This window comes from Rhodophyticola porphyridii, from assembly GCF_003688285.1.
GTDB classification, from domain to species: domain Bacteria; phylum Pseudomonadota; class Alphaproteobacteria; order Rhodobacterales; family Rhodobacteraceae; genus Rhodophyticola; species Rhodophyticola porphyridii.
On the sequence record NZ_RCNT01000007.1, the window covers coordinates 163,712 to 185,734 of the forward strand.

The window sequence follows — 22,023 nt, forward strand, 5'->3', positions numbered from 1 at the left end:
GCTCTCTCCTCCCCAAGGTTGGCGTGAGCCTGAATTTTCTATTCCTTATTGTCAATATTTTTGTGATATACTATTCCATAGCGACGTCGCTGGAGGTTTTACCCTGTCCATCCTCACCGTCATCGAAGCGCATCTGGATACGCTGACAGCTGGCGAACGCCAGATCGCCAACGCGATCCTTGGAGATCCCGATACCGTAGGCCGCCTTTCCTCTGGGGAACTGGCCCACGCGGCGGGGCGCAGTCAGTCAAGTGTCGTGAAGTTCTGCCAGAAGCTCGGCTTCTCTGGCTATCAGGACCTGCGGCTGGAAATCGCGCGGGCCGCTGCAACCCGCATGCCCCCCCTTTCCGCAGTCCATGGCACAATCGAGGCGGGCGACGACCCATCGGTGACGGCGCAGAAACTTCTGGCAAGCAAACTGCACGCAATGCAGGAGACGATTGGCGTGAACCCGTCCGCGCAGCTCGACGCCGCGCGCGACACACTGAACGCGGCCCTGAGGATCCAACTGTCCGGCGTCGGCGCCTCCTCGCTCGTGGCGCGCGACTTCGCCTACAAGCTTCAGAAACTGGGTGCGCCAGTGTCCTTCGACGCAGACAGCCACATCCAGATGGCCAATGCCGCGACCCTAACACCGCGGGACGCGCTGGTCTCGCTCTCCCAATCCGGCACCAGTCTCGAAACCCTGCGCATCGCCGAAACCGCGGCCCGGCGCGGGGCGTCCGTCGTAACGGTGACGGGACTTCAGCCGAATCCGCTTGCGGCGCTGGCCAGCACTGCGCTCAGGACTGTCACCGACGAAGAGCGCGTGCGCTCCTCCGCCATCACCTCCCGCGACGCGCAACTGATGATCACCGATCTGCTGTTCCTGCGCCTAGTGCAGGTGCGCGAGGACGCGGCCGATCTCATCAGCGGCGCGGCCGCGGCCGTGGCGCCGCTGAAGCTGTGAGCGGCTCCTGCGATATCGACGGGACGATCCTGACGCCGGACGGATGGGTCGCTGGCCGTATTCGCTACGGGACCCATATCACCGCGATCGAGGGCACCGCCGTGGAGATGCCTGCCCCGCCCTTCATTCTGCCGGGCTTCGTTGACTGCCACATTCATGGCGGCGGCGGCGCCGACATGATGGAGGGGGCGGCGGCGATCGCCATCTCCGCCCGGCTCCACGCCCGCCATGGCACGACCGCCGTCTGCCCGACCTCCGTCACAGCGCCTGTCGCTCAGACGGAGGCCTTTCTCGATGCGCTGGCCGGGGTGATGGCCGATCCGCCACCCGGAGCGGCGCGTATCCTCGGCGCGCATCTTGAGGGGCCGTTTCTCAACCCCGGAAAGCTCGGTGCTCAGCCGCCCTTCGCGGTCCCGGCCGACGCGGAGCTGCTGCGCGACTGGGCGCGGCGGGCGCCGCTGAGGATCGTCACCTTCGCTCCCGAGATGGACCCGGGGGGCGCGCTTCACGCTGCACTCGACGCCCTCGGCATCCGCGCCCAGATCGGCCATTCGCTCTGCGACTACGCGATGGCCCGCGCAGCCTTCGCGAAGGGGGCCGCCGCCACGCATCTGTTCAACGCGATGAGCGGAATAGCCCATCGCGGCAACGGGCTGTGCGGCGCGGCCTTCGCCCATGCCGAGCGTGCCGAGATCATACCCGACCTGATCCATGTGGAGGCGGGCGCCATCCTCGCCGCGCGCCGCGCGATCCCGTATCTGCACGGCGTCACCGACGCCACCGCGGGTGCAGGCATGCCCGATGGACCCTACCGGCTCGGCGGGCAGGAGATCGTGAAGGCCGAGGGCGCCATGCGCCTGCCCGACGGCACGCTCGCAGGCTCGGCGCTGACCATGGATGTCGCCCTGCGCAACCTTGTCGAGATCGGCCTGCCCCTCGCCGAAGCGGCGCGTCGCCTTTCCACACTGCCCGCCGACTGGCTCGGCCAGACGGATATCGGCCGCCTCGCGCCGGGCGCCCACGCGGATCTGATTGTTCTGGACGACGCGCTGCGGATCGACCGCGTCGTCATCGGCGGCGAACGGATCGACGGGGTTTCGTGAGCTTGGCGCAGTAAGCGCATGGCAAGGCAGGATCCGACTGCCTGCCCGCCCGTCTGAGCGGGCGGTCGCAGCGCGAGACGCCTCAACATGTCGCAACGCCTGTCGATGAGGGCAGCGGGCCGATCCCTATCCTAAAACGGCTGGTGAGCATCGAAGGGAATATGCGCCCCTTCCTCTCTGCAACGGGTTCGATCACCGGGACTTTTCGTACAGCCTGCTCTGCCCGCTTGTGGGCCGCACCGGAAACATGGCATTGCAGGCGGGCAGGATGTGGCCGGGCAGACCGATGGCCGCGCAAACGAGGCTTTCCATCATGGCCGAGGCTGGACAGACCGTCGCCAATCAATCGCGCGCCGGATCCGCGGCGATATGGATGATCGGCGCGATCGTTTCGTTCAGCGCAATGGCGGTGGCCGGGCGCACAGTTACGGTCGAACTCGATACCTTCGAACTGATGACCTATCGCTCGGCGGTCAGTCTCGTTCTGGTTCTGGCGATCGGTGGTGTTCTGGGTACTCTGGGTCAGGTCCGGCGGAACAGGCTGGGCCTTCACGCGGTCCGCAACCTGACCCATTTCGCGGGTCAGAACCTCTGGTTCTATGCCATCACGCTGATCCCGCTGGCGCAGGTCTTCGCACTTGAATTCACCTCACCGCTTTGGGTCATGCTCTTTGCCGCGCTCTTTCTGGGAGAGCGGTTGACGCTGGTCAAAGCGCTCGCGGGGCTGGCCGGATTCATCGGTATTCTGATCGTGATCCGTCCGGGCAGCGCGCCGATCTCGCCGGGGATGATCGCCGCCGCCATGGCCGCGATCTGCTTTGCGGCCACCGCGATCGTCACCAAGTTCCTGACCCGCACCGAAACGATCACCTGCATCCTCTTCCATCTTGCCGCGATGCAGCTGGTCTTCGGCCTTGTCGTCTGCCTGATTGACGGCCAGATGACCTGGCCCAGCCTGGCCATTGCGCCTTGGGTCGTTCTGATCGGGATCGCGGGGCTGACCGCCCATTTCTGCATCACGAAGGCGCTTAGTCTCGCGCCAGCCAGCATCGTCATGCCAATGGACTTCGTTCGCCTGCCGGCCATCGCGATTGTGGGTATGGCATTTTATGCCGAACCCTTGGAATGGCCGGTGTTTCTTGGAGCGATTTTGATCTTCGCAGCCAATTACGCGAACATCCTTGCAGAGAGCCGCGCGCAACGCCGACCCGCACAACTGTAGCAATTCTGACACAACACCGCCCCGACGGATGACGTGGCACGCCGCTTACGTCAGGGAATATTTGACCGATAACCGCTTGTGTCGTGTATCATTCTTCCAAAGGGACATTTACTCTCAGGGAGGAGAGCAATGAAACACATCGCCGCAGCCAGCGCAGCACTTTTGGCCAGCACCGCCATCGCCAGTGCAGATATCAGCCGCACCGATCAGAGCATGCGCGTCCTGTTCGAAGACGTCGGGCCGACCGGAAACTACGTCGAACTCTCGTTTGGCAGGGTAATGCCCGAGGCCAACACACCCTCTCTGCCCAACCCGCTCCGTGACTACACGCTGCCTGGTTTTGCATTCCTGCATCGCATGAACGATCAGCTTTCGTTTGCGGTCATTTACGATAACCCCTTCGGCGCCGGGGTCGGTTATCCCGGGTTCGCGACTGCGGCACCAGCCGGTCTTCCGTTTTTTGGCGGCAACGCCAATGTGGAGACTCAGGCCCTGACGGTGACCGGCCGCTATGAGTTCGGCAATGGCTTCAGCGTCCATGCCGGTCTGCGCGCATTGGATTCCACCGGTACGATTTATACCCGCGTAACCCCAACCCTCCCCCCGGCGTTCTCGGATTTGAACGCCTCGTCGAGCGAGCCTGGCCTTGGTTACCTTGTCGGAGCAGCCTATGAGATCCCCGACATCGCCTTGCGCGTTGCGCTGACATATCACTCCGCGATAGACGTATCCTTCACGGGCACCGAGGCTACAGTCAATCCGGAAACCGGAGTGGCTGCAGTAACCGTAGACACGGCCTTCGAAGTGGAGTTTCCAGAAAGCATCAGCCTCGAGTTTCAATCGGGCATCGCGGAAGACACACTGCTGTTCGGCTCGATCCGACATGCGTTTTGGGACGGTTTCAACGTCACCACACCTGGCGCGGGGCGATATGTGAATTTCACGTCCGACAGCACCACCTACACGATCGGTGTCGGACGCCGCTTCAATGAAAACTGGTCCGGCTCGATTGCGTATACGCATCGGACATCGGGCACAACGCCAAGCGATACCGCGCTTTCCCCGACAACCGGCCTGAATTCGATCACTCTTGCCGGCCAGTACGAGCAAGACGCTATTACAGTGTCAGGCGGCGTTACATACGGCATGCCCGGCGATCAGATCGTCAACAGTGCTCTTGGCCCCCTGAGCTTCGAAGACAACGAGGTGGTCGCGGTCGGACTGCGGGTTGGCTTCCGCTTCTGATCCTTGCGGATCAAAGATCTCACCCGCGCGTCGTTTTTCGTCGCGCGGGTTTTTCGTGCATGAATCGGGTCGTCGGCAGCGCAGCAGGCGGCTAGACCGACCGCATGACAAAGTCAGCCAGCACTACCCGATCACTCGTTGTCAGCCACCGCGCCTGGGCAGAAATGGCGCTTCTGGGCGGGATCTGGGGGGCCTCTTTCCTTTCCATCAAGCTCGCACTGTCCGAAATGCCGGTCATGACGCTGGTCGCCCATCGTGTGTTCTGGGCCTGCCTGCTGCTTTGGGCCTATGTGATATGGCGGGGCCTGACCGTGCCACGCAGCCCGCGTATCTGGGGTGCATTTCTTGTCATGGGGCTTCTGAACAACATCATCCCCTTTTCCCTCATGGCCTGGGGGCAGCAGTTCATCGAAACCGGGCTGACATCCATCTTCAACGCAGGCACAGCCGTTTTCGGTGTGCTGGTGGCAGCGATGGTGTTCCGGGACGAACGGCTGACCCTCAGGCGCGGGCTTGGCGTGACCATAGCGTTTTTCGGTGTCGTCGTGGCGATCGGGTTCGACAGTCTCGCCGGTTTCGACATACGCAGCATGGCCCAACTGGCCGTCGTTGCAGGCACATTGTCCTACGCCATTGCCGCGGCATGGGCGCGGGTGCATCTGGTGGGCCTGCCGCCACAGGTTGCCGCGGCCGGCATGCTCACCGGCTCCTCGCTTGTCATGGTCCCGCTGGCATGGATGATCGACGGAGCGCCCAAGATGCCGACCGATCCGGTCACCTTTGCGGCTATCGGCTATTTCGCCGCCTTCGGCACCGCCATCGCCTACCTGCTCTACTACCGGATCCTTGCCATGGCAGGCAGCGGCAACGCCATGCTCGTTACCCTTCTCATTCCGCCGGTAGCGATCCTGCTTGGTGCCGCGGTGCTTGGAGAACGGCTCGGCCCGTCGGCCTTCGCGGGCTTTGCATTGCTGGCCACCGGGCTGCTGATCCTTGATGGCCGCGCGCTACAGATCTTCCGAAAATCACCGCCCATCTGAATTTTTGGATGAAGAAAGGCCCCGCCCGCGCTAGGGGTTAGATCTCCACCAGCGGGACACCCCAGATGAGTTTGATCTACGAAACACCCCGGGCCTGGCTCGACGCGCCCGAGAAACACCTGCTTGTATTCGGGATGTCCGGCCTTGGAAAAACAAGGCTGGCCAGCCTCTTGCGCGCCGATGGAGACTGGTTTCACTACTCCGTCGACTACCGCATCGGCACCGCCTATATGGGCGAACACATCGCCGATAATCTGAAGCATATCGCGATGCAGACGCCGTTTCTGGCCGAGCTTCTGAGGTCGGACTCGATCTATATCGGCTCCAACATCACCTTCAATAATCTGGCCCCCCTGTCGACCTTCCTGGGCAAACCGGGCAATCCCGCGATGGGCGGGTTGCCGTTGGACGAGTATCAGAGACGTCAGGCCCTGCACCGCCGGGCGGAGATCAACGCGCTTCTGGACACACCCAGCTTCATCGCGCGCGCCCGCGATCTCTACGGCTATCCAAACTTCATCTGCGACACCGGCGGATCGATCTGCGAGGTGGTGGACCCGTCCGATCCGGCGGACGAGGTCTTGCGCGCGCTGCAGGCCAACACGCTGATGGTCTGGATCGAGGGCAGCCCCGATCACACGGCCGAACTGATACGCCGCTTCGATCAGGCCCCGAAACCGATGTATTATCAACCCGATTTCCTGATTGGTCAGTGGAACGCATATCTCAAGGAAAACAGTCTCCTGCCTGACGACGTTGACCCGGACGCCTTTGTTCGTTTCGCCTACGCCAAGGCCCTTGCCCATCGCGCGCCGCTGTATCGGGCGATGGCCGAAAACTGGGGCGTGACGGTGGGTGCCAACGAGATCGCCAGGGTCCGTGACGGGCAGGATGCGGTCGAGCTGATCGGGACCGCCCTTGGCAGACGAATGCAAAAGGCCTAAATCCAGCCTTCCCAGACCCGTGCCGTTCAGGACCGTTCCGATGCCCATTACCCTGCCAGAGACCCTGCCCGCCTACGCCCAACTGGAACGTGAGGGCGTGATGGTGATGGGCGAAGGGCGCGCCGCGCGGCAGGATATCCGCCCGCTCAGGATCGGGCTTCTGAACCTGATGCCCAGAAAGATCCAGACCGAGACGCAGTTCGCCCGGCTTATCGGGGCCACGCCGCTTCAGATCGACCTGAGCCTGATCCGCATGAGCGAGCATCAGACCAAGACCACGGCCGCCGAGCATATGGAGGAATTTTACCGCCCCTTTGCGGAGGTCGCGGACAGTGGCGAGAAGTTCGACGGGCTGATCATAACCGGCGCGCCGATTGAACATTTACCTTTTGAAGAAGTGACTTACTGGGAAGAGTTGAAGAAGGTTTTCGACTGGACCCAATCGCATGTGCATTCGACATTCGGCGTTTGCTGGGGTGGAATGGCGATGATCCACCATTTCCACGGCGTCAGGAAGCACATGCTGGCGGACAAGGCATTCGGCTGCTACCGGCATCGCAATCTGGCCCCGGCCTCCCCTTATCTGCGCGGATTTTCGGATGACGTGCTGATCCCCGTCTCCCGCTGGACGGAAATGCGCGCCGCGGAAGTCGATGCGGTGCCGGGTCTCGTCACCTTGATTGGCAGCGATCAGGTGGGCCCATGCCTGGTGGAGGACGCGGGTCACCGGGCGCTCTATATCTTCAACCATCTGGAGTATGACAGCACCACGCTGAAACAGGAGTACGACCGGGATGTGGAAGGCGGCAGCCCGATCGCCGTGCCGGTCAACTACTATCCCGAGGACGACCCCACGCGCGTACCCACCAATCGCTGGCGCAGCCACGCGCATCTGCTCTATGGCAACTGGATCAATGAGATTTATCAGACCACGGATTTTGATTTATCGAAGATCGGCACGTAATGGCCTGCTATTGCTGTTCTTTCTGGCAGCCACAGCATGTGGCCGTGCAGAGATGAGCGATCCGCACAGTCGTATCATCGAGGTGGCCGGCCGCTCGGTCCATGTCTGGCAGGCGGGCAGCGGTCCGGCCGTCATTCTGCTCCACGGGGCGGGCGGTAATCTGCGGGATTTCACCTTTCAGTTGGCGCCCGATCTGACCGATCGTTACACGGTGATCGCTTTCGACCGGCCCGGCCTCGGCCTGTCGGAGGGGCTTGGCCGCGGGCATGACAGCCCGGCAGAGCAGGCCGCCCTCCTCTCTGTCGCCGCCGGGCAACTCGGCGTCGGACAAGCGGTGATCGTCGGCCATTCCTATGGGGGCGCGGTGGCCATGGCATGGGCGCTGAACCACCCCGATCAGGCGGCGGGCATTGTCCTGCTCGCGGGTGCCACCCAGCCTTGGGAGGGGGGCCTTGGCGCATATTATAGGATCACGGGCTCGGCCCTGGGCGGCGTGACGGCGGTGCCGCTGATCGCCAATCTCACGCCCCGCCGCGCTGCGATGAACGTGATAGAGCGCATTTTCGCGCCGGACCCGGTACCGGATGGATACGGCAGCCATATCCGCCCGGAGCTGACCCTGCAAAGCTCGGTCCTGCGCGCCAATGCACGGCAGGTGAACGACCTTCTGGAACATGTCACGGCCATGGCCCCCAGATATGAGACACTCGATATCCCCCTGGAGATGATCCACGGAAGCGCTGACGACACGGTGCCGCTGAACGTGCATTCGATACCCCTTGCCGCGCAGGTGCCCGGCGCCAATCTCACCGTTCTGGAGGGGGTCGGACATATGCCACACCACGCCGACCCCATGGCGACACTGGATGCAATTGACCGTGTGGCAACCCGCGCCGGATTGCGCTAAGCCCCTCCGGGGGCCATATTACCGTTTGAGAGACAACAAAAACGAGGCGGCGCATGAGCAAACCCTTCGACGGCGCCATCACCCAGTTCTACCGTGAAGCCGCCCCCGAGGCGGTTCGGCTGGCGATTGACGCAGCCCATAAGGATGAGATCCTGGACCCGACCTACCCCTACCGCACCCGTATGGACAGGGACGACTACGAGACGCAGTTGAAGGCGTTGCAGATCGAGCTGGTGAAGTGCCACGCCTGGATCCGCGACACCGGCAGACGGGTGGCGGTGGTGTTCGAAGGGCGCGATGCGGCCGGCAAGGGCGGGTCGATCAAACGCGTCCGTGAAAACCTGAACCCCCGTGTTGCCAGTGTGGTCGCGCTGTCGAAGCCCACCGACCGGGAAGCCAGCCAATGGTATTTTCAACGCTATATCCACCATTTACCAGCCGCGGGTGAGATCAGGCTGTTCGATCGCAGCTGGTACAATCGCGGCGTGGTCGAGCACGTGTTCGGCTTTTGCACGCCCGATCAACGGGATGCTTTCTTTCACCAGTTGCCCGATTTCGAGCAGATGCTGGTGGCCGATGGCATCCATCTTGTGAAGATCTGGCTGAATGTTGGCCGTGCGGAACAGTTGCGGCGGTTCCTCGACCGCGAGAAAGACCCCTTGAAACAGTGGAAACTGAGCTGGATCGATGTCGAGGGGCTGAGGAAATGGGATGATTATTCGGATGCCATCGGCCAGACGCTCAGCCTTGGACACACCGCCGATGCCCCCTGGACCGTCGTCCGTTCGGACGACAAGCGGCGCGCGCGGCTGGCCGTCATCCGCCGCGTGCTGATCGATCTGCCCTATGACGGACGCAAGGACAAGGTGGTGGACCGCCCAGACCCGGCCATCTGTGGCGGGCCGGAAATGTGGGCCGACCGCGCCTATGCCTAAACGCGGGTATCATCACGGCAACCTGCGCCAAGCGCTGGTTGAAGCCGCGCTTGTTCTGATCGAGCAGAAGGGCCCGAATGGCTGGACCCTGTCCGAGGCCGCGAAGAACGCGGGCGTGACGCCGGCGGCCGTCTATCGCCATTTCGAGGGGCGCGAAGACCTGATCGCCGAGGGTGCGCGCCAGGGGCACGAGATCTTCGCAGACCTGATGACCTTTGCCTTCAACGAGGGCAAACCCTCGGCTCTCGCCGCGTTCGAGGCGACGGGCCGGGCGTATCTCGCCTTTGCCCGCAAGTATCCCGGCCATTACATGGCGATGTTCGAAAGCGGTTTGTCGGCCAATGAAACCCACGAGCTGGCCGCCGCCGCCGCCAAGTCCCGCGAGGTTCTTGAACGCGCGGCGGAGGCGTTGTCGGAGCATATCCCGCCTGAGAAACGTCCCCCGCCCTCAATGTTCAGCGCACATATCTGGGCGCTCAGCCATGGGGTTGTGGAGTTGTTCGCCCGCGGACGGCCCGGCGGCAATGCGCCCTTCCCGCCCGAAGATCTTCTTGAATCCGGGATCGGCATCTATCTCCGCGGGCTGGGCCTCATCGCGCCGGATCAATAGCGGCAGATCCGCCCGCGTCGGATGCGGGAGACTGCGCCGACAGCCCGCCGGTCGCCTCTACTCCGCCGCTTCCGCCATCGGCGTGCCACCGTTCCGGAACGCGCTCAGGAGGTCGTCGCGCTGACGAGCGGCCTTTTCGGCGTTCTTCTCCTTGACCGGACCAAATCCGCGGATCTGGAGCGGCAACTCCGCCAGGGCCACCGCAATGTCCAGTGTCCGGGGTGTCACGCTCGCCAGCACCTCGTCCATGTCACGCTCGTATTCCCGGATCAGCGCGCGCTCCATCCGGCGCTCTGCGGTGTATCCGAACGGGTTGAACGGGGTCCCGCGAAGCGGCTTCATCCTGGCGAGGATCTTGTAGCTTGTGGCGATCCAGCTGCCGAATTCCCGCTTCTTCGGGCGGCCCTGCGCATCCTTGCCCGGCAACAAAGGCGGGGCCAGGTGATAGGTCAGCTTCAGATCGCCGTCGAATTCGGCGCGCAGCTTGGCCTCCGTGTCCAGATGCAGGCGCGCGACCTCGAACTCGTCCTTGTAGGCCAGTAGCTTGTGATACCCTTTTGCGACCGCCTCCTTCAGGCGCGGATCGGAGATGGGGTCGACGCGCTGGCGATAGCGCCTTGCCAGTCTCGCATTCTGATAGCTGGTGAGATGATCGGCGCGAAACGTGATCTTTTCCTCAAGGGTTTTCGGCTTGTCGATCACGTTGGGCCCGTGCAGCGCGGCCACATCGGCGGGGTTCAGATGCGCCCAACGGCCAAGCTCGAACGCGCGTTTGTTGCGCTCCACCGCCGCGCCGTTCAACTCGATCGCCCGCAAGATGGCCTCATGGCTCAGCGGCACCAGCCCCATCTGCCACGCCGCCCCGAAGGTGATCATGTTGGAATAGATCGAATCCCCCATCAGAACACGGGCCAGTTCGGTCGCGTCGAACAGGCTCAGGCGCTCGCGAAGGCGTGCTTGAAGAGCGACCTGCAGATCTTTGCCCGGAATACGGAATTCCGTATTCAGAGTGAAGTCGCCCGTGGTGATTTCATGGCTGTTGACCGCGGCCCCCGTGCGCCCGGTCGTCATCAGCCCAAGCGTTTTCGCGCCGGCCGAGACAACCAGATCCCCACCGATGATGGCATGGGCTTCCCCGGTTGCGACGCGGATCGCGCTGATATCCTCGGGCCGTTCCGCCAGCCGCAGATGGATGTGAACCGCGCCTCCTTTCTGGGCCAGCCCCGCCATCTCGATCATGCCGGCGCCCTTGCCGTCGATCTGCGCGGCCTGCGCCATCACGGCCCCGATGGTAACGACCCCAGTGCCTCCCACGCCGGTGACCACGATGTTATGGGTTCCCTCGATCTCGGGCAGATCGGGCATCGGCAGGGTGCCCACATCGACCTCGGCGGTGGCCTGTTTCTTCACCTTCGCCCCCTGCACGGTCACAAAGGACGGGCAGAAGCCTTTGACGCAACTGAAATCCTTGTTGCAGGTGGATTGATCGATCGCCCGCTTCCGGCCCAGTTCGGTTTCCACCGGGACGATCGAGACACAGTTGGACTGTACCCCGCAATCGCCGCAGCCCTCGCAGACATCGGTATTGATGAAGACACGCTTGTCGATATCGGGAAAGGTGCCGCGCTTGCGGCGGCGGCGTTTTTCGGCGGCACAGGTCTGGATAAAAATGATCGCCGAGACGCCTTCGACCCCTTTCATCCGGTTCTGCACATTCATCAGCTCGTCCCGCGGATACCTGGGCAGGCCCTTTGGAAAGCCGGAAAAATCAATGTCTTCCTTGGGGTCGTAGACAAGCGCGATCTCCTTCACGCCCATCGCGACCAGCTCATGGGCGATCTGCTGCGGGCTCAAATCGCCTTCGTTGTCCTGCCCGCCGGTCATCGCGACCGCGTCGTTGTAGAGGATCTTGTATGTGATGTTGGTCTTCGCCGCCAAGGCGGCGCGGATCGCCAGAATGCCGGAATGGTTGTAGGTGCCTTCGCCCAGGTTCTGGAACACGTGGGGTCGGGTGGAAAACGGCGCCTCGCCCACCCAGTTCACGCCCTCGGCGCCCATATGGGTGTAGCCTTCGGTGGAGCGGTCCATCCAGAGCGCCATCACATGGCAGCCGATCCCGGCCCCCGCGCGGGATCCGTCGGGCACCTTGGTCGACGTGTTATGCGGGCAGCCCGAACAGAACCAGGGTGTGCGCTGCGCCAGATCAGGAGCGTTGTCAGCCCGGCGCGCTTCGATGATATTGGCAATGCCGGCCTCGATGCGGTCCGTGCGGCGGCCTTCCTCGATCAGGATGTTGCCCAGTTTCTCAGCAATATCCAGCGGGTCGAGTGCGTAATGGGACGGAAACAGGATCGGTCCGCCCCCACCCTTCTTGTAGCCGTAGACCCGGCGCCCGCGCCGGTCGTCGAAGATCGCTTCCTTGACCTGCACCTCGATCAGTTTGCGCTTTTCCTCGACCACCACGATCAGATCCAGCCCCTCGGCCCAATCATGCAGCCCCTTCATGTCCATCGGCCATGTCTGTCCCACCTTGTAAGTGGTGACGCCAAGGCGCTCCGCCTCGGCGTGATCGATACCCAGAAGCTCAAGCGCATGGACAAGATCCAGCCAGTTCTTGCCCGCTGCCACGAAGCCGATTTTCGCGCCTGGCTTGCCAAGCACGCGCTTGTCCATGCCGTTCACATGGGAGAACGCCTCCGCCGCGAAGCGTTTGTATTCCAGAAGCCGCTTTTCCTGATCGATCCAGTGATCGTTCAGCCGGATATTCAGGCCCCCCGGCGGCATCTCGAATTCCGGAGTCACGAACTGCATCCGGTCCGGACGGCCATCCACCACGCCCGTCGCCTCCACCGTATCCTTCATCACCTTCAGGCCGACCCAGACCCCGGCAAACCGGCTGAGCGCAAAGCCGTAATGCCCGAAGTCTAGGATCTCCTGGACACCCGCGGGGCTCAGCACCGGCATATGCACATCGACAAGCGCCCAGTCCGACTGGTGACAGGTGGTGGAGCTTTCGCCCGTATGGTCATCCCCCATCGCCATCAGCACACCACCATGCTGCGAGGTGCCGGCCATGTTCACATGGCGCATCGCATCGCCGGACCGGTCGACGCCGGGGCCCTTGCCGTACCACAGGCCAAAGACGCCGTCATACTTGCCCTCGCCGCGCAGTTCGGCCTGCTGGCTGCCCCAGAGCGCGGTTGCGGCAAGGTCTTCGTTCAGACCGGGTTGAAACAGAATATCGGACGCTTCGAGATGTTTCTTCGAGCGCGCCATCTGCAGGTCGACTGCGCCGAGCGGAGAGCCGCGATAGCCCGTCACATACCCGCCGGTATTCAGCCCCGCGGCCCTGTCGCGCGCCTTCTGAGCGATCATCAGACGGACAAGCGCCTGCGTGCCATTCAGCAGGACCGGCGATTTGCTCAGATCGAACCGATCCTCCAACGAGACCTGTCGGATTCCCATGCGATGCTCCCCCCAGAAAACGATGCGGTTGCAACAAGTATAGGTCAAAAGTACTGACCTGAAAACTGTTTTCTTTTTGCCGCCGATTCAGTTGTTGGTTGCAAGAGTTCGCCAAGCGTCTATGTCTCTGCCAGCGCATTCATGTTGGCGCAAACACGCAACCGGGAGACGGGTCAGATGGACTGGGACAAGCTGCGGATTTTCCACGCCGTGGCGGATGCTGGCAGCCTGACACATGCGGGCGACGCGCTGCATCTCAGCCAATCGGCCGTCAGCCGGCAGATCCGCGCGCTGGAAGAAAGCCTGAACACGACGCTGTTCCACCGCCATGCGCGGGGGCTGATTCTGACCGAACAGGGTGAGCTTCTGTTCGATGCCACGCGTTCCATGACCAAACGGCTGGATGCCGCGGCGGCCCGTATCCGCGACAGCGAAGAGGAAGTGTTCGGCGAGTTGCGCGTGACGACCACGATCGGGTTCGGGTCACTCTGGCTGGCCCCGCGCCTGCCACAGCTATATGCTAAGTATCCCCATCTGAAGATCGACCTGATGCTGGAGGAGCGCCTGCTCGATCTTCCCATGCGCGAGGCCGATGTGGCGATCCGGATGAAGGAACCGTCGCAGGCGGATCTTATCCGCCGCCGTCTCATGACGATCAATATGCGCCTTTATGCGTCACCCCGGTATCTCGCGGCGAATGGAACGCCGGAATCGCTGGACGATATGGGCACCCATCGCCTGATCAGCCAGAACACTCAAAGCGCGCAGGTCAGTGCAGGCGCCACCCTTGTCCGAGAGCTGATGTCTCACGAGATCGGGAGCTTTCTGACGGTCAATAACTATTTCGGTGTTCTTCAGGGCGTGATCCACGACCTGGGGATTGGGGTGCTACCCGATTATCTGGCACAGGATTTCCCGGAGCTCGTCCATGTTCTGCCCGATGTGGAAAGCAACGAAGTCCCTGTTTTTCTGGCCTATCCCGAAGAGCTTCGCCAATCGAAACGGATCGAGGTGTTCCGCGATTTCGTCACCGAAGAGGTGATCGCCTATCGCCGGCGCAAGCGCGATTCCGCCGAGGCGGACGCTCAGTAATCTGTGGGCTATGCGCCACAGACATAGCAGGAATGCGGCAGCGCGGCGCAAAAGCCCTTGATCGTTCTCATAGTGCTGACTAATTGAGCAATAGTGGATGGCGAAGAGCAATCGACGTTATCCCTACCTCCCTGTTGGACTTTGGCCGAGATTCGTCTCGGCCTTTTTTTTGCAAATGGGGTGCCAGATGAATACGCCCGATGTGGAAACGAACCCGAAAAGCCCCGTGGACTGGTCCGCGATCCACGGGCTTCTGAGATTGAGTTTCCGTTCCATGGAGGGCCGGATCGATCCGCCCTCCTCGCTCAGGGCCATGTCCCCCGACACGCTCCGGATCAAGGCCGAGACGGAGGATCTTTTCCTGATCCGCGCGGGCACCACACCAATTGCCTGCCTCTTTGGCCATGGCACGCCGCCCGTCTACCGGCTTTCGAAACTCGCGGTTCACCCCGATCATGCGCGGCGGGGCCTTGCCCGCCGCCTGATCGACACCGCCGTGCGAAAGGCCGCCGGAACCTGCACGACGCTCCGCCTTCAGACCCGTATCGAGCTCGTCGAAAACCATGCCACCTTCCGCGCCCTGGGCTTCAGCCGGTCCGGAAGCAGTAGCCATCCGGGCTTCGACCGGCCCACCAGCGTCATCTTTACCCGCCCGATTGCCGCCGGATAGGCCTTCCCCCTTCCCTGCCCTTGGCCTAAAGACAGGCGCAAACACGTCTTGGGGGACACACGCCAGATGCAAGAACCGGCCATCACGCCCGACCTGATCGCCAAACATGGACTCAGCGCCGAGGAATACGACCGTATTCTGGAGATCATCGGGCGCGAGCCATCCTTTACCGAGCTTGGCATCTTTTCGGCGATGTGGAACGAACATTGCTCCTACAAATCCTCCAAGAAATGGCTGCGCACCCTGCCGACGGAAGGCCCGCAGGTCATTTGCGGCCCGGGCGAGAATGCGGGCGTCGTCGATATCGGCGACGGGCAGGCCGTGGTCTTCAAGATGGAGAGCCACAACCACCCCAGCTATATCGAGCCCTATCAGGGGGCGGCCACGGGCGTGGGTGGCATCCTGCGGGATGTCTTCACGATGGGCGCCCGCCCCATCGCGGCGATGAACGCGCTCAGCTTCGGCAGCCCCGACCACCCGAAAACCCGGCAGCTTGTTCACGGGGTCGTTGAGGGCATCGGCGGCTATGGCAACTGTTTCGGCGTGCCCACCGTGGGCGGAGAGGTGCGGTTTCATCCCGCCTATAACGGCAATTGTCTGGTCAATGCCTTCGCCGCCGGTCTCGCCGATGCGGACAAGATCTTCTATTCCGCGGCTTCGGGCGTCGGGATGCCCGTCGTCTATCTGGGCGCCAAGACCGGCCGGGATGGCGTGGGCGGGGCAACCATGGCCTCCGCCGAGTTCGACGACACGATCGAGGAAAAGCGCCCCACCGTGCAGGTGGGCGACCCGTTCACGGAAAAACGCCTGCTGGAGGCCTGTCTGGAGCTGATGCAGACCGGGGCCGTGATCTCGATCCAGGATATGGGCGCGGCCGGGCTGACCTGTTCGGCGGTGGAAATGGGCGACAAGGGGCGGCTTGGCATCAAGTTGGAGCTGGACCGAGTGCCGGTGCGCGAAGACGCGATGAGTGCCTATGAGATGATGCTGAGCGAAAGCCAGGAACGCATGCTCATGGTGCTGAACCCGGAACTTGAGGCGGAGGCCAAGGCCGTTTTCGAGAAATGGGATCTCGACTTCGCGGTCGTGGGTGAAACCATCGCCGAGGATCGGTTTCTGATCCTGCACGGCAATGCGGTGAAGGCCGATCTGCCACTGTCGAAACTGGCCTCCACCGCGCCGGAATACGACCGGCCATGGGTGGAAACGCTGGCGCCCGGCAAATTGGCCCCCGTCCCCGAAATCGACCCGATTGACGGGCTGCGCGCGCTGATCGCGTCGCCGAACTACGCGGCCAAGCACTGGGTTTACGAGCAATACGATTCCATGGTCATGGCCGATACGATCCGCAATCCGGGCCTTGGCGCGGGCGTGGTTCGCGTGCACGGGACCGACAAGGCGCTTGCCTTCACCAGTGACGTGACGCCCCGCTACGTCAAAGCCAACCCGGTGGAGGGCGGAAAGCAGGCCGTGGCCGAAGCCTATCGCAACCTGACCGCGGTCGGCGCGCTGCCGCTTGCCACCACCGACAACATGAATTTCGGCAACCCCGAGAAGCCCGAGATCATGGGCCAGTTCGTGGGCGCGATCAAAGGTATCGGGGCCGCCTGCGCCGCACTGGGCATGCCGATCGTCTCGGGCAACGTCTCGCTTTACAACGAAACGGACGGTCAAGGCATCCTGCCCACCCCCACCATCGGGGCCGTGGGCCTGCTGACATCGGCCGATGAGCTGATCGACGGGCTGCCGCGCGACGGGCATCTGGCCCTCGTTCTGGGCGAAACATACGGCCATCTGGGGCAATCGGCGATTCTGGCCGAGGTTTTCCACCGCGAGGAGGGCGATGCGCCGGCCGTGGACCTGGAGGCCGAACGCCGAAACGGAGACTTCATCCGCACCCATCGCGAATGGATCGACGCCTGCACCGATCTTTCGGATGGCGGGCTGGCATTGGCCGCGTTCGAGCTGGCGGAGGCCGCGGGCGTCGGTGTCACGCTCGAAGCCGGCGACACGCCCACATTGTTCGGCGAGGACCAGGCCCGATATCTGATCGCCTGTTCCTTCGACAAGGCCGAGGCGCTGATGGTTGCGGCCGGTCAGGCGGGTATACCGCTTACGACCGTGGGCCGGTTTGGCGGCGAGATGGTCCGGTTCGGCGGGTCGGAGGCACCGCTGGAGGAGCTTGCGACGCTTTACCGGGGCGCGTTTGCCGGGGTATTCGCCTGACCCGGGCGGGCGTCCGCATCGCGCCGGCCGCATGCATTGATCGTATCGCCTCCGGGTCGTGTCATTTCCATCGCGACCGCCTTGCACGGTCTGCCCCGCCAATCTACATTCACAACTGAAACAGTCAGGGATCGCCAATGGCCATTACCGCGCATGATATCGAAGCTCTGATCCGAGAGAGTTTTCCGAATGCAATCATCCAGGTGCACGGCGATGACGGTGCCCATTTTGCCGCCGAAGTGATCGATGAAAGCTTCCGAGACATGAATCGCGTCCAGCAGCAACGGGCCGTCTATGCGGCCCTTAAGGGCAAGATGGATGGCTCGGCAGGTGAGCTGCACGCCTTGGCTTTGACCACCAAAGCCCCGGAATAAAAGGAAATACGAGATGAGCGCTGAAGATACGATCAAAGAGACCGTCACCTCGAACGATGTCGTGCTGTTCATGAAGGGCACCAAGTCCATGCCGCAATGCGGGTTTTCCTCCCGTGTGGCCGGGGTGCTGAATTTCATGGGCGTCGAGTATTCAGATGTGAATGTGCTCGCCGATGAGGAAATCCGTCAGGGCATCAAGGAGTATTCCGACTGGCCCACCATCCCGCAGCTTTACGTCAAGGGCGAGTTCGTGGGCGGATGCGACATCATCACCGAGATGACGCTCTCCGGTGAGCTGGACCAGCTTTTCGAGAAAGAAGGCGTTTCCTACGACAAAGAGGCCGCCGACAAGATCCGCGAAGCTAACGCCTGAGCGACGCTCCGTCCGGGTGCGCCCACCGGACGTGATGGAACATACGTGACACAAGAAAGAGCTGATCCGAAACCGGATCAGCTCTTTTTCGTCGCCCCGGAGCGGACATGTTTCGACAGCCGGGACGGTGTCGATTTCTTCCGATCCTTGTACGGGTTCGCGGCGGCCTGGCTGCGCATATGCAGACGGATCGGCGTTCCGGGCATATCAAAGCTTTCTCGCAACCCGTTGACAAGATAGCGTGAATAGCTTTCCGGCAGCTTCTCCGGAAGCGAACACATCACCACGAAACCGGGTGGCCGTGTCTTGACCTGAGTCATGTAGCGCAGCTTGATACGGCGGCCGCCGGGTGCCGGAGGCGGATGGGCTTCCAGCATCCCGGTGAGCCACCGGTTCAGCGTGGCCGTCGGCACGCGGCGGTTCCAGACGTCATGGGCCTTGAGGATGGCCGCGTGCAGCCTGTCGAGCCCCCGTCCGGTCTTGGCCGACACGGTCACAAGCGGTGCGCCGCGCAACTGCGGCAGCAGGCGCTCGAAAGCCTCCTTCAGGTCGCGCAGCTTGTCCTGCCTGTGCTCTTCGAGATCCCATTTATTGACGGCAAGCACAACCGCGCGCCCCTCCCGCTCGGCAAGATCGGCAATGCGTAGATCCTGCTGCTCGAACGGGATCGCCGCATCCAGAAGCACCACGACAACCTCGGCAAACTTCACCGCGCGCAGCCCGTCCGAGACCGAGAGCTTCTCCAGCTTTTCCTGCACCCGGGCCTTTTTCCGCATCCCCGCCGTGTCGAAGATCTTCATCGGCACCCCGTCCCAAATGAACGGCACCGCGATGCTGTCCCGCGTGATCCCCGCCTCCGGGCCGGTCAGCAGACGCTCCTCGCCGACGATCTGATTGATCAGCGTGGACTTGCCCGCATTGGGGCGCCCAACAATCGCGATCTGCAAAGGTTTTTCAGCCGTTATGACACGACCTTCATCTTCGTCCTCACCCAGATCGACATCCGTTTCGGCCTCTTCGGAGGCGTCCTCGGCAGCCTCGATCAGCGGGGCCAGCATCACCGCCAGTTCGGCCATGCCCTCGCCGTGCTCCGCTGACAGGGCCAGCGGCTCGCCCAGACCCAGCCCATAGGCTTCCAGCACACCGCTTTCACCAACACGGCCTTCGGCCTTGTTCACACCCAGGATCACCTGCGTTCCACGCCTGCGCAGAAGTTCGGCGAACACCTCGTCAACCGGGGTGACGCCCGCGCGTCCATCGATGAGGAACAGGCAGGCATCGGCCATATCAACGGCCCGCTCCGTCAGCCGCCGCATTCGGCCCTGCAGGCTGTCATCGGTCGCTTCCTCCAGGCCCGCGGTGTCGATCACCGTGAACCGCAGATCGCCGAGCCGCGCCGCCCCCTCGCGAAGGTCACGCGTCACGCCGGGCTGATCGTCGACAAGAGCCAGACGCTTGCCCACCAGACGATTGAACAGCGTTGATTTCCCGACATTGGGGCGACCGACGATGGCAAGGGTGAAGCTCATGACACTGGTTTCCTGATCCAAGAGACGCGTCCTACCCCATAGCCCCGGTCTTGAAAAGGTGCTGCGGCCCTTCCGATCGACGATATCGCCTCGGGGCACAGTGCCTTGCTCATATGTGTGGCAGCTTGCGGAGCGCCACCTCCAGCGCATTCAAAAACCGCGACCGATCCGCCTTGGAAAACGGCGCAGGCCCACCAAGACCCTGCCCATCCATACCGGCGCGCAGATCCGCCATGATCGCGCGCGTGGCGACCTGGGTGCCGATGCTGTTGGCGGTAAAAGCCTCTCCCTTCGGGCTGAGCACCGAAGCGCCCGCGGCAATGCACCGTTCCGCCAGAAGGATATCGGCGGTGATCACCAAAGTGCCGGGCGCTGCCGCCTCGGCGATGGCATCATCGGCGGCATCGAACGCGTCTGAGACCATCTGCATCGAAATCAGCGGGTGATCAGGATGGCGCAGATACTGATTGGCAACCAGCCGAACCGGTATCTTGTGGCGATAGGCAACGCGGTAGATCTCCTCCTTAACCGGGCAGGCATCGGCATCGACAAGAATCATGGCGGAAAGAACCCGTCATCGAAAGGCACGGAGATATGCGCGCCCGACGCCTCGGTCAGGGTCAACAGGCCCGCGCCGACGGTCAGCGCGACCACGCGATCCCATCCGGGCGGGCGCGGCAGCGAAACCATGGCATGGCGGATCACATGGCTGCCCCCAAGTGTCAGCGCGGTCGGCACATCCATCGCCGTCAGCCGGTTTTCGGCCAACGATGCGGCCAGCCCGATCCCCCCGGCCGCGATCCCGTCTTCGATGCCGATGACGCCCCTGTGGCGGCCATTCCACGGGCTGAAATCACGGCCGCCATTGGAGATCCAGAGCATCGTCACCGGCAGCACGCGCGGGTCTTTCAAAATGACGAGCATGTCGTCCTCGACCACCCGCATCAGCACCGTCCAGCCAAGGCGACTGCCACGAGCCTCGACCAGCGTTACGAAATCCTCGACCGCGTGGCCCGCCGGATAAAGATGCAGATCCCAGTCGCCGCCATCCTCCCGCGGGAGATGCAGATCGGGCTGCATCTGGTTGAGCGCCCAGAGATTGGCGCCCGCCGCCTGCGGCGACGGATCGGTCAGGGCCATCCGCTTCGGCGAGAAGCTGAGCCGACCGCCCCCCGCCATCCGGCTCATGGGATGATGGGCCAGCGTGATACGGCCCTCCCCGCCGGTCAGCCTGTGGGTCTGGTAGAGCACCGGCCCGGTCAGGCGCAGATCCTTTTCCACCACCGCGCCGCGCACGGTCGCCTGAAGGCGGAAACGTCCATGGGACACGCCGATCTCCACCGGATCCCACGGGCTGTTGGCCGGCAGGCCATGGATCGGGTCATCCTGCAGATCGTCGCGGCCGAAGGGCGCACAGAGGAAATCTCCCGCCAGACGTTTGTTGACGAGCGGCAGCGCGGGATCGTCCTGAATCCCGGGCTCGTCCCGCCATGGCGCCGCATGCAACGGGTGACGGCCGGTCACGTCCCAGACCGGGATATTGCCGACCGATGGATCAAAGTCGAGTGTGGCATCGCCATGCCTGAGTGTGATCATCTAGCGCTCCGCCGCCAAGGCGCGCAATGCAGCGGAAAGCACGACAGCCTCGCTGCCCACGCCCAGAAACGTCACGCCGAGGCGCTTGTAATGGGCCCGCATCTCAGACGAAAAGCTGATGATCCCGGCCGATCTGCCATGCCTGAGGATGGTAGCGATCGCGGCGTCGACTGCCTCCAGAACTGCCGGATTGTCCAGATCGTCACGAAACCCCATATCGGCCGCCAAATCGGCGGGGCCGATGAATACACCATCCACGCCATCCACCGCGCAGATTGCATCGAGATTCTCCAGCGCCGCCCTGCTTTCGGCCTGAACGAGCACGCAGATTTCGTCATTTGCGGTGCCGGCATAGTCTGGAACGGCGCCGAAGCCACCCGCGCGCGCCACACCCGCCCCCAAACCGCGCACACCTTCAGGCGGATAGCGGCAGGCGCGCACCGCGGCGTGAGCCTGCGCCGCGGTATCCACCATCGGAACAAGAACCGTCTGCACGCCCAGATCTAGCACCTGTTTCAGCACCCAGTCGCGGTTGATGGGCACACGGACCACCGGCGCCGTGCCGGTTCCGGCCAGCGCGATCAACTGGCTGCGGATCGTGCCGGGATCGAACGGCGCATGCTCCGCATCGATCAGGCACCAGTCGAACCCGGCCAGCCCGGCGATTTCCGTGGCCAGATCGGACCCGAGGTTCAGCCAGAGACCGCGTTGCAACGTCCCTGCGTTGATCGCTGATTTCAATTTGTTTTTTGGCGCCGGCATATCTCTTCCCTTCGACT

20 protein-coding genes are annotated in these 22,023 nt (G+C 63.0%); 15 read left to right on the top strand and 5 right to left on the bottom strand.

Going from position 1 to position 22,023, the window contains the following annotated elements; all coding sequences use genetic code 11:
* Nucleotides 1-121 precede the first annotated feature (121 nt).
* The 10 genes from D9R08_RS14310 (at nt 122) to D9R08_RS14355 (ending at nt 9,919) form a co-directional block, all read left to right on the top strand.
* On the top strand, nt 122-949 hold the full coding sequence (locus tag D9R08_RS14310; protein ID WP_456114880.1) for a MurR/RpiR family transcriptional regulator: 828 nt from the start codon (nt 122-124) through the stop codon (nt 947-949).
* Nucleotides 946-2,052 (top strand): N-acetylglucosamine-6-phosphate deacetylase, encoded by a 1,107-nt coding sequence (locus D9R08_RS14315; protein ID WP_199709372.1) that lies wholly within the window; start codon nt 946-948, stop codon nt 2,050-2,052. The genes D9R08_RS14310 and D9R08_RS14315 overlap by 4 nt, the downstream gene beginning before the upstream one ends.
* Before the next feature lie 313 nt (nt 2,053-2,365).
* Nucleotides 2,366-3,274 carry a DMT family transporter gene (locus D9R08_RS14320; protein ID WP_121898747.1) on the top strand — a complete coding sequence of 303 codons (909 nt, stop codon included), beginning with the start codon at nt 2,366-2,368 and terminating at the stop codon, nt 3,272-3,274.
* 129 nt (nt 3,275-3,403) lie between these two features.
* Entirely contained in the window at nt 3,404-4,519 is a 1,116-nt protein-coding gene (locus D9R08_RS14325; protein ID WP_121898748.1) for an OmpP1/FadL family transporter, read from the top strand.
* 104 nt (nt 4,520-4,623) lie between these two features.
* Nucleotides 4,624-5,559 carry a DMT family transporter gene (locus D9R08_RS14330; protein WP_233557481.1) on the top strand — a complete coding sequence of 312 codons (936 nt, stop codon included), beginning with the start codon at nt 4,624-4,626 and terminating at the stop codon, nt 5,557-5,559.
* 71 nt (nt 5,560-5,630) lie between these two features.
* Entirely contained in the window at nt 5,631-6,503 is an 873-nt protein-coding gene (locus D9R08_RS14335; protein WP_121898859.1) for an ATPase, read from the top strand.
* Between the two features lie 40 nt (nt 6,504-6,543).
* Nucleotides 6,544-7,467 carry a homoserine O-succinyltransferase gene (locus tag D9R08_RS14340; RefSeq protein ID WP_121898750.1) on the top strand — a complete coding sequence of 308 codons (924 nt, stop codon included), beginning with the start codon at nt 6,544-6,546 and terminating at the stop codon, nt 7,465-7,467.
* A gap of 52 nt (nt 7,468-7,519) precedes the next feature.
* Entirely contained in the window at nt 7,520-8,374 is an 855-nt protein-coding gene (locus tag D9R08_RS14345) for an alpha/beta fold hydrolase (protein ID WP_233557483.1), read from the top strand.
* A gap of 53 nt (nt 8,375-8,427) precedes the next feature.
* Entirely contained in the window at nt 8,428-9,309 is an 882-nt protein-coding gene (gene ppk2, locus D9R08_RS14350; RefSeq protein WP_121898752.1) for a polyphosphate kinase 2, read from the top strand.
* Nucleotides 9,302-9,919 carry a TetR/AcrR family transcriptional regulator gene (locus tag D9R08_RS14355; RefSeq protein WP_121898753.1) on the top strand — a complete coding sequence of 206 codons (618 nt, stop codon included), beginning with the start codon at nt 9,302-9,304 and terminating at the stop codon, nt 9,917-9,919. The genes ppk2 and D9R08_RS14355 overlap by 8 nt, the downstream gene beginning before the upstream one ends.
* Nucleotides 9,920-9,976: 57 nt before the next feature.
* Here the strand turns inward: D9R08_RS14355 and D9R08_RS14360 are convergent, their stop codons facing one another.
* On the bottom strand, nt 9,977-13,384 hold the full coding sequence (locus D9R08_RS14360) for an indolepyruvate ferredoxin oxidoreductase family protein (RefSeq protein WP_121898754.1): 3,408 nt from the start codon (nt 13,382-13,384) through the stop codon (nt 9,977-9,979).
* Nucleotides 13,385-13,561: 177 nt separating this feature from the next.
* Here D9R08_RS14360 and D9R08_RS14365 point away from each other — a divergent pair, with 177 nt between their 5' ends.
* From D9R08_RS14365 to grxD, 5 genes are all read left to right on the top strand, one after another.
* The gene (locus tag D9R08_RS14365) at nt 13,562-14,476 is read left to right on the top strand and encodes a LysR family transcriptional regulator (RefSeq protein WP_121898860.1); all 915 of its coding nucleotides are present in this window, start codon (nt 13,562-13,564) and stop codon (nt 14,474-14,476) included.
* Nucleotides 14,477-14,663: 187 nt separating this feature from the next.
* Nucleotides 14,664-15,146: a GNAT family N-acetyltransferase gene (locus D9R08_RS14370; RefSeq protein ID WP_121898755.1), complete on the top strand. Its 483-nt coding sequence runs from the start codon at nt 14,664-14,666 to the stop codon at nt 15,144-15,146.
* A gap of 66 nt (nt 15,147-15,212) precedes the next feature.
* Entirely contained in the window at nt 15,213-17,372 is a 2,160-nt protein-coding gene (gene purL, locus D9R08_RS14375) for a phosphoribosylformylglycinamidine synthase subunit PurL (RefSeq protein ID WP_121898756.1), read from the top strand.
* Nucleotides 17,373-17,509: 137 nt separating this feature from the next.
* On the top strand, nt 17,510-17,746 hold the full coding sequence (locus tag D9R08_RS14380; protein WP_121898757.1) for a BolA/IbaG family iron-sulfur metabolism protein: 237 nt from the start codon (nt 17,510-17,512) through the stop codon (nt 17,744-17,746).
* A 13-nt stretch (nt 17,747-17,759) separates the two neighbouring features.
* On the top strand, nt 17,760-18,119 hold the full coding sequence (gene grxD, locus D9R08_RS14385) for a Grx4 family monothiol glutaredoxin (protein WP_121898758.1): 360 nt from the start codon (nt 17,760-17,762) through the stop codon (nt 18,117-18,119).
* Nucleotides 18,120-18,196: 77 nt separating this feature from the next.
* Here grxD and der read toward each other — a convergent pair whose 3' ends face one another.
* From der to D9R08_RS14405, 4 genes are all read right to left on the bottom strand, one after another.
* Entirely contained in the window at nt 18,197-19,648 is a 1,452-nt protein-coding gene (der, locus tag D9R08_RS14390; RefSeq protein WP_121898861.1) for a ribosome biogenesis GTPase Der, read from the bottom strand.
* Between the two features lie 109 nt (nt 19,649-19,757).
* On the bottom strand, nt 19,758-20,207 hold the full coding sequence (locus tag D9R08_RS14395) for a YaiI/YqxD family protein (RefSeq protein WP_121898759.1): 450 nt from the start codon (nt 20,205-20,207) through the stop codon (nt 19,758-19,760).
* Complete coding sequence (locus D9R08_RS14400; protein WP_121898760.1) at nt 20,204-21,244, bottom strand: hypothetical protein; 1,041 nt, start codon at nt 21,242-21,244, stop codon at nt 20,204-20,206. The genes D9R08_RS14395 and D9R08_RS14400 overlap by 4 nt, the downstream gene beginning before the upstream one ends.
* Nucleotides 21,245-22,006, bottom strand: coding sequence for an HpcH/HpaI aldolase family protein (locus tag D9R08_RS14405; RefSeq protein WP_121898761.1), 762 nt, complete (start codon nt 22,004-22,006; stop codon nt 21,245-21,247).
* Nucleotides 22,007-22,023: the final 17 nt, after the last annotated feature.